Annotated in this window: 5 protein-coding genes; all 5 read left to right on the forward strand. The window is 47.0% G+C overall.

What is annotated here, in order from left to right; translation table 11 throughout:
* Positions 1-145: 145 nt before the first annotated feature.
* Genes bsh through H6A13_RS12035 form a run of 5 tightly spaced genes read left to right on the forward strand, consistent with a single transcriptional unit; the run spans position 146 to position 8462 of the window.
* Complete coding sequence (gene bsh / locus H6A13_RS12015; RefSeq protein WP_204909793.1) at positions 146-1165, forward strand: choloylglycine hydrolase; 1020 nt, start codon at positions 146-148, stop codon at positions 1163-1165.
* Positions 1162-2598 (forward strand): hypothetical protein, encoded by a 1437-nt coding sequence (locus H6A13_RS12020; RefSeq protein ID WP_204909794.1) that lies wholly within the window; start codon positions 1162-1164, stop codon positions 2596-2598. Before bsh ends, H6A13_RS12020 begins: the two co-directional genes overlap by 4 nt.
* A gap of 3 nt (positions 2599-2601) precedes the next feature.
* Positions 2602-4326 carry a serine/threonine protein kinase gene (locus H6A13_RS12025; protein ID WP_204909795.1) on the forward strand — a complete coding sequence of 575 codons (1725 nt, stop codon included), beginning with the start codon at positions 2602-2604 and terminating at the stop codon, positions 4324-4326.
* 9 nt (positions 4327-4335) lie between these two features.
* Positions 4336-5982, forward strand: coding sequence for a serine/threonine protein kinase (locus tag H6A13_RS12030; RefSeq protein WP_204909796.1), 1647 nt, complete (start codon positions 4336-4338; stop codon positions 5980-5982).
* A complete protein-coding gene (locus H6A13_RS12035) occupies positions 5979-8462 on the forward strand; it encodes a serine/threonine protein kinase (RefSeq protein WP_204909797.1) in 2484 nt (827 codons plus the stop codon). Before H6A13_RS12030 ends, H6A13_RS12035 begins: the two co-directional genes overlap by 4 nt.
* Positions 8463-8513 lie beyond the last annotated feature (51 nt).

The raw sequence follows: 8513 nt of genomic DNA on the forward strand, positions 1-8513 counted from the left end.
GCAAATATATGATAGCAGATGGAAAAGGAAGGTGTCAATACGCGGACAGTATGCGATAAATAGAGGAAATCTCTTCTGTGAGAATGAAATATAGCATTTCCGGGAATCGTCTATGATAGTAAGCAGAAAGGAGCACAGCTTATTTATGTGTACATGTATTACTTATCAGACGGATGAATTTTACTTTGGAAGGAACCTGGATCTGGAATATTCTTTTGGAGAACAGGTTGTTATAACGCCGAGAAATTATCGTTTCCCTTTTGAAGGGAATGAGGATGGGCAAAATCACTTTGCTATGATCGGAATGGCGAACATCACAGACCACTATCCTTTGTACGCGGAGGCGGCCAATGAAAAGGGCCTTTGTATGGCGGGATTAAATTTTCCTGAAAATGCGGTGTATCAGGAGGAAACTATTGGAAAAGAAAACATAGCATCCTATGAAATAATCCCCTGGATATTGCGGAGGTTTTCCAATGCGGAAGATGCGGCAGAATACCTGAGGAAGGTTATGGTCACAGGAAAAGCATTTGCAGAAACAATACCGCCTGCTCCACTGCACTGGATGCTGGCCGATCAAGACAGTTGTTATGTAGTGGAAGCAGTGGAAGAAGGAATAAAAATTTATCCTAATCCCATCGGCGTCCTGACCAATAATCCTCCGTTTCCTTTTTATCTGGACTATATCCGAAATTTTCTACATCTGTCACCGGAAACACCAGAAAACCAGTTTGCAAAGAGGCTGGGAGAGATAGCTTTTCCGGGGAAGTGTGGACTTACTCCTTATGGAGAGGGAATGGGGGCTATCGGGCTTCCCGGGGATGCTTCACCGGCTTCCCGGTTCGTGAAGGCTTCTTTCCTGAAATGGAACTCTGTGTGTGACCAGGATGAAGCAACCAGTATTTCGCAGTTTTTTCATATCCTGAACGGCGTCAGTATAGCGCGGGGATCTGTGCGGACGGAAGCAGGAAAATATGAGACCACAATTTATACTTGTTGTATCCGGCCACAGGAAGGGATATACTATTATAAGACATACGATGATTCACAAATCTATGGGGTAAGTCTGTTTGAGGAAGATTTAGGCGGGAAAAATCTGTCTGTTTATGAGGTGGAAAGACAGCAGCAGATTGTCTGGCAGAATGGAGGAAATAAAAATAAATGAAAGATAAAAGTTATCTGTTCGAGGCGGCGGTTACGGAGTTGACTATGAATGTGTTGGATTCCGGGGAAGGGTTCCTGGCGGGCGAGGGGGAATATCCGCTGCCGGGAAGGCTTGCGGTGCTGGCAGAGGGCTTTGCACAGAAAATGGACCTGGGAGAGGTGAATGAAAGACTGAAGGAGGAAGGCTTTGAAAGCCTTTATGCCAGGAGCCTTTATGAGGCGGGGCTTATTTATGCGTTCAGCCATGGACTTTCTTATGAGGAGTGGAAGGAGCTATATCAGGCCTATATGGAACGCTATACAGGGAAGATCGATCCGGAAAAGCAGGTGTTTTCTGGCGGGAAGATTACGTTAAAGCAGTTGGAGGCTTATGTCCGGGATCATTCGTCTTCCGGAAGCCTTGAGACGGAAATGCTGACGCGGTTTATGGAAACGGAGATCATTGAGAGCAAAAATGACGAGGATTTCTACCGGTTTATGGATCAGAATGTGGAGAACTTTTCGGCGGTGAGGGAAAAGGCCAGATATTATTTTTGTAAATATCTGGATCTGTACATAAGGCAGAAATGCGAAAATTATTATGAGAGCTGTGAAACATCTGAACGGATGTTGCGTCAATATGGCAATACTCTTAATAAAGATGAGCGGGGCTACCTGGAACGGTTGGCTTTGGAGGAGTTAAATTTTCTGAAGCCGCTGACAGCTCTCAAAAGAGATGCACAGAAAAGCAAAGGCCGGATGACCCTGGAGGAGAAACGAGAACTTTTAGAAAATACAGCGCTGACACCAGGTGGAATCTTCGATGAGTTTAACTATTTTTATTTTGGCTATGTGTCGGTGGACTGGCTGGAACTGGTGTTTGAACTGTATGGCCCGGTAGAAGACTGGCCGGAAAATTTGAAGATCCGTATTGCACATTCCCTGGGATATTGTACAAGAAATCCGGAAGAGGCCCAAAAACAGAAAGCTTTGAAGAAGCTGCGGGAAAAGGAAGAAGAAGAAAGAAAGAAGGATGAGGCCCGGGATCAGGAATATGAAAGGGACGCGAAGAAGGCGGCAAAGCTTTATCAAAGAGGACGGTCCGGCGAAGACTTTTTCCGGGAATTTATAACCGGAAAGAGAGATATCAACAGGGAGACATTAATCACCTTTCTGATGTTTGTGAAAATGAAGATTACCCTGGATGACGATAATAAAATCACGCTGATGCGGATGAACCGGATTCTGGAAAACTGTGGATTCGGACAGCTGAATCCAGGGGTAGGATTTGACCGGTTCGTGATTGAATTTTTAAGAAGCAAGGATCCGTTTGCCGTATTGGAAGAGCAGGTGGACCGGCAGGTGACCAGAGGGCAGAATTTTTATCTTTATAAGGTATACCGGGATGCTTACTGCCATCAGGAGGAACTGGAAGAGTATTTGGGAAGGAAGTAATGCATGGAGACAAAGCGGTGTATCTTTTGTATGCAGGAAATGAATACAGAAGAAAGGAAATGTCCGGCCTGCGGAAAAGGGCCATGGCAGTATCATTGGAAGCCTGGCTGGATCTCTCCTTATACCAGGCTTCATGACCGGTATCTAATCGGCGTTTCCCTGGGGGAAGGAGCTTTTGGCGTGACCTATCTTGCATGGGATGAGAAGACTGGGGAGAGAGTGGCCATAAAAGCCTATAAAAAAGAAACGCCGGGACGGGAAGTGGAACTCTTTGAAACTGCCGGAGAAATCCCGGGGCTTGTGAAGAAAAAAGAGTTTTTTAGAGAGGATGAACGCATATATCTGGTACTGGAATACCTTGAGGGTGGAAATCTGAAAGAACATCTGAAAAAGCACCGGACGATACCGGCCAGTGAGGCAAAAGACTTATTGCTTCCGGTGATGAAGGCGGCGGCAGGCTTACATAGCAAAGGGATCGTTCACTGTGATATCAGTCCGGACAATCTGTTGTTTGCGGCAGACGGAAAGCTTTCTCTTATCGACCTTGGAGCAGCGGCCAGGAAAGGCGGAGTGCGTACAGAAAAAGAATTAAAGCCCGGATATGCGCCGATGGAGCTTTATCAGGAAAAAGAAAAGATTGGACCATGGACGGATATCTATGCGTTTTGTGCCGTGTGGTATGAGATGGTGACTGGACGGAAGGCGCCGGCTGCGCCGGACCGGATGAAAAAGGATACGCTAAAGCCGCCGTCAGAGTATGTCCATGTGCCGGCGGGAATGGAAGAAGTGTTCCTCAGGGGATTGTCTTTGGAGATCCAGAGACGGTATTTCAGTATGGGAAATTTGCTGGCGGCGCTGGGAGATCCAGAGAGAGAGAAGGATGAAGAAGACCGTAGGATCTGGGGAGAGCTCTGGATTCAGATTACCACAGAAGTGGAGAGAGGCAGTGCCAGAGAGGAGAAAAGGAGCAGAGTATGGCGCTGGGTAAAACGTGTATCAGTCATACTGCTGGTGCTTCTGGGAGCCGCGGGAGCAGGCGCGGGAGGTCTGTGGATCTATGGCAGGACACATCCGGAGCAGGTGCTGGCGTACCGGTTAAAGCAGGACCGCGCAGAGATGCTGACCAGTGAGTGGAAGACCGTAGAAATGAAGGGCAGCAAAGAGTATGAAGAGGCGATTGCTTACCTGGAGGAACACGCTTATGAGGTAAGTGAGTATGAGAATGGGACAAAGGACTACAACCTTCTGCAGCCGGCCATGGAAGACTGGGAGTACAGCGAGGACCCAGGAGAATGTTTTGCGGTAAAAAAGGACACTGCGGCGATGGCGGTGGAGACTTATCTTGGAGAATATGAAGAGAAGGAGTCCAGCTTTTATGGGGCGGTATACGTTTCCACGCTCCCTTCTTATCCCATATCAACCACGGCACAGCAGACAGATACATACCGGTATGGCGACAGGAGTGCAGAGATTTGTTTTGACGAGAAGACTGGGTGGGTGAATGAAATTTCTCTGCGTATCGAGAAGGGAGAAATTGAGAAACTGCTTCCGAAATTTCTGTATGTCCTGGCTCCTGAGACGGCGCTCTCTGACGAAGAGATCCAGGAACTGTTGGCATATCTCAAGAAAGAGGAAGATTCGGTATACATTGAACTGAATGCTAATTGTTATCTCAGCCTGTATTTGTCGGAGGAAAATGTGGTATTGATGGATATCAGATCCAGATAGGAGGCACACATGGCGGTTCGGAATCTGAGGGAAGGAACAGTTTTAAAAAGTAAATACAGAATCGGACAGGTGCTTGGATTCGGAGGATTTGGCATCACTTATCTGGCGAGAAATCTGGAACTGTCGCAGACTGTGGTGATCAAGGAATATTTTCCCATGGATCTGGCATACCGGGATGCAGAAAAGGGAGAGGTAAGCCTGACACTGCCCAGAGAGAAAAATGACAGGAAGGTTTATCAGAAAGGAAAGAAAGATTTCCTTTCTGAGGCACGGAGAATGTCCGCCCTGTCAGAAGTGCCGTCGGTAGTAAAGGTGCTGGACTGGTTCGAAGAAAACGAGACAGCGTATCTGGTGATGGAGCATGTCAGGGGAATGGGACTGGACCGGTATCTGGAGCGTCTGGATGAGCCACTTTCCTTTCAGGAGGCCTGGAAGCTGATGCTCCCGGTATTGGATGGACTGGAAAAAGTACATGAAAAGGGGATCATTCACCGGGATTTTAACCCGTCGAATCTGATGATGCAGGAAAACGGGACTCTTAAAATGATTGATTTTGGGGCGGCCAGGGGGTACCTGGATACGGAAAAAACGATGACTGTGCTGGTAAAGCGAGGGTATGCACCGCCGGAGCAGTATTTAAGACATGGCCCCCAGGGGCCCTGGACAGATCTCTATGCCGTCTGTGCGACCCTATACGAAATGGTGACGGGAGTGCGTCCGCAGCCATCCATAGAACGGATGCAGAAAGACCAGCTTTATCTTCCGTCTGCCTATGGCGCCGAGATCACGCCGGAGGAAGAAAAAGTCCTTTGCAGAGGTCTGGAGCTGACGCCGATCCACCGATTCCGATCCGTAAAGGAATTGAAAGAGGCCTTTTTGGAGGAGGAACCGAAGGAAGAAAAAAAGGGAAAAAAGAAAGTGATGATCATCATAGCCGCGGTGGTCATTGTCTGTATTGCAGCAGCCGGAGGCATTTGGCAGTACAGGATTGCGAAAGAAGAAGCAGTTCTTAAAAGTTATGCCGGCAATTATGGGAAAGAGACGGAAAAGTATCAGGAATTTCTGACGTTTGTGAAAGACAATGCTGTCGCGGAAGAAGAGACAGAACCAAATGAGTTTTTTCCGGAACAGGGAACATCCATGGTATATACTCTTCCGACAGAAGCAGTGGAGGAATGGGGAGAACCCTGCAACCAGTTCCGTCTGCACGAAACCAGGGACGGACTTCTGGAATGGCTTGAGAAGAACGGACAGGAACTGGAGCTTCAAAATGAGAAGGATACCAATACAGTAACAGTGGAAAAATATGGTGCTGTTCTGACGAAGTTTGTGCGGGAAAGTAGATATCAGAATCCAAACGGACAGGTACTGATCCTTCAAAGCGACGTGGTTGATCAGGAACTGTTTTCTGTTATGGCAGCCGGAGATGGAGAAAATGAAGAAGAGACCGAGGCATTGGCGCGGTCAGTGGCCTCCTATCTGACAAGAAAGGAAGAAGAGCCGGAACTTTTTGAGGAATGGACGAGGGGAAATTCCTGCTACAATATTGGAAAAGGAGAGACCGAAGACGGGCTGAAGGGATATGAGTTTTATCCACATGATGCCGGCGGATATACGAAAGGCCCTTATTACTGGCCTTTGAGGGTAGGAGAATGAGTCGAGAACGATGTGTTTTTTGTATGGAAGAAATAGAAGAAGGAGCAGTCTGTCCTGCCTGTCGCAAGGGTATTTGGGAATATGACTGGAAAGAGGAGTGGCTGGAACCCTATACCATATTGAAAGAAAAGTATCTGGTGGGCGCCGTAAGCATGGCGGGGACAGATTTTGTCCGTTATATCGGGTATGATCTGATACTGGAGCAGAAAGTGTGGCTGCGTGTATATTCAAAAGACAGCTGGAAGAAAACGGGAGAAAAAGAGGCAAGACTCCTGTTTGGAAAATATGATTTTCCCGGGATTCCCGGCGTCAGAGACTATTTTGAATCAGAAGAAAGTGGTTATATGGTCACAGAGTATCTGGCCGGGCAGACACTGAGAAACTACTGTAAAAAGAATGTCAGGATGACGCAAACAAAAGTAGAGTCTTTGTGGCTTTCTCTTCTGGAAGGACTGGAGCAGATCCATGCGCTGGGGATGATCGCAGGAAATCTTTCACCGGATACGCTGGTGGTAACCGAAGAAGGCAATCTGGCGGCTCCAGGGGCGCCGGCTCCGAAAGGGGAGAGGTCGCGTTACCTTGCTCCGGAGCAGAGAGAAAAGGAAGGGGTCACGGGTCCCTGGAGTGATGTATATGCTGTATGTGCCATGTGGTATGAGATGTTGACAGGACGTCCGGTGCCGGAAACAGAGGAACGGGAGAAGACCGGCAGGCTGAAAAAACCGTCCCGGTATATTAAGATATCGGCAAATGTAGAAGAAGCCCTGCTGCAAGGTCTTGCCATGGAACCGCAGAGAAGGTTTTTCAGTATCCAGAATATGAAAGAAAGCATGGGGCTTTCTGAAACTTCAGAGGATGAATGGATGGGAGTAACCCGTCATATCTGGGGAACTGCGTGGCTTGAAACTGCCAGGAGTTCTGGCGTGTCCGGAAAGAAAAGACGCAGAAGATATCTGTTGAAAAGGCTGGTGGCAGCGGTTGTGATCCTGGCAGTGGTATGTGGAATCACGGTGGGAGGATTCTGGATCTACCGAGAGACCCACCGCGAAGAGATGATCTTGTGGCAGGTGAAAAGAGACAGAAATGAGTATGAAGACCGGACTAAAGAAGCAGTGCTGGCCAGGGAATCCAGCGAGTATGACAAGGTTCTTACTTTCCTGGAAACTTACGGAGAACTGGATGATGTATCCAGTGGAGACAGTCAGAACTATTATGAACTAAAAGAAGAAGATATGGAGCATTGTCCGGAATTTTATGGGACAGAAAAAGGATTTTATTTGGATATCCATACGGCGATGGAGGCATTGCAGTACTATATGGACCTGGAAGAGAAACTAGATCTTTCAGCAGAATACTGGAGAGGGGCCGGTTCTGTAAACAAGAATGATGAAAAGGAAATCACCACATATCTGTCAAAGACAGAAGAATATTACACAAGAAAGACGGGAGAAGAGGTGAGCGTAAGATATGATCCTTCTGATGACCAGCTGCAGAGTATTTCTTTTCAGGGCTCCAGAGAACGCTGCGTCAAATTTCTGGAAAAGATGATACCTGTTCTTCTTTCTGAATCTTATCTGACGAAAGAGGAAGCAGAAGGGATGGTGAACCTGGATTTTCAGAAGGATGAAACGGATCTGTTTGGAAAAATGTATAGCCTGACACTTCCCGGTGGATATGAAATATTAATTTCCGTGCCGTCAGAGGCGATGTCTTCTGGTCAGGGTGAGAATACCCGGCAAAATAATCCAGATCTTTTAGAAGTGGAGATTTCCGGCAGAAGCAGAGATATGCGGGTTCTGGAAGAGGGCGTAGTCTATGCGGGAAATTATCCCAGAGACAGTAAACGCTACCAAGAGTTTCTTACATTTGTGAAAGAACATGCATCTTCTGTGGAGGAAATCAGGGATGAAGAGACAACCTTATTAGGAAGTCGGCAGGAGACTGTCTACAAATTAGAGAAAGAAGACGTGGAAGAATGGGGAGAGCCCTGCAATTTTGTCCGTTTTCTGACAGACAAAGACACTTTTGTAAGCTGGATGAGAAACCGGGGATATGAGATGAAGCTTCTGAAGGAGGGGGATAATAATCAAGTGGAAGTGAATGGGTATGGAGGAATCCTTACGTCGTTTATTCACAAAGAGCGTTATCAGGTTTCTGAAGGAGTCTTTTTGACTGTGAACTCGGACACAGTTAATCACCAGATACTGGGAGTTGTAATCTATCGGGAGAAGGGAAGCAACGTATCCTTAAAAGAACTGGCAGTGTGTGTGACGGCTTTTATACAGGGAAAAGAAGAAAAAGAATTTTCAGACACGATGGAAATGCTGGATGAGGTTGAGGCAGATATTGAGCATGCAAAAAGTAATACATTTATCATAAGCGGTGAGGCTACCTTAATGTTTTCTGATAGTGAAGACTCTGATTACGAGATTACGATTGTGTCACAAAATGTCTATGAAAGTAATCCATATTGGCCGTAATTACGTGACTGGGGACGGGGGATTTTTAAAAATCCCCCGTCCCCAGTCACG

Origin of the sequence: Mordavella massiliensis (assembly GCF_016902415.1) — a bacterium.
Lineage (GTDB): Bacteria > Bacillota > Clostridia > Lachnospirales > Lachnospiraceae > Merdimonas > Merdimonas faecigallinarum.

Coding starts and splice junctions, on each gene's coding strand:
- bsh (WP_204909793.1), top strand. CDS start 146: ATGTGTACATGTATTACTTATCAGACGGATGAATTTTACTTTGGAAGG.
- H6A13_RS12020 (WP_204909794.1), top strand. CDS start 1,162: ATGAAAGATAAAAGTTATCTGTTCGAGGCGGCGGTTACGGAGTTGACT.
- H6A13_RS12025 (WP_204909795.1), top strand. CDS start 2,602: ATGGAGACAAAGCGGTGTATCTTTTGTATGCAGGAAATGAATACAGAA.
- H6A13_RS12030 (WP_204909796.1), top strand. CDS start 4,336: ATGGCGGTTCGGAATCTGAGGGAAGGAACAGTTTTAAAAAGTAAATAC.
- H6A13_RS12035 (WP_204909797.1), top strand. CDS start 5,979: ATGAGTCGAGAACGATGTGTTTTTTGTATGGAAGAAATAGAAGAAGGA.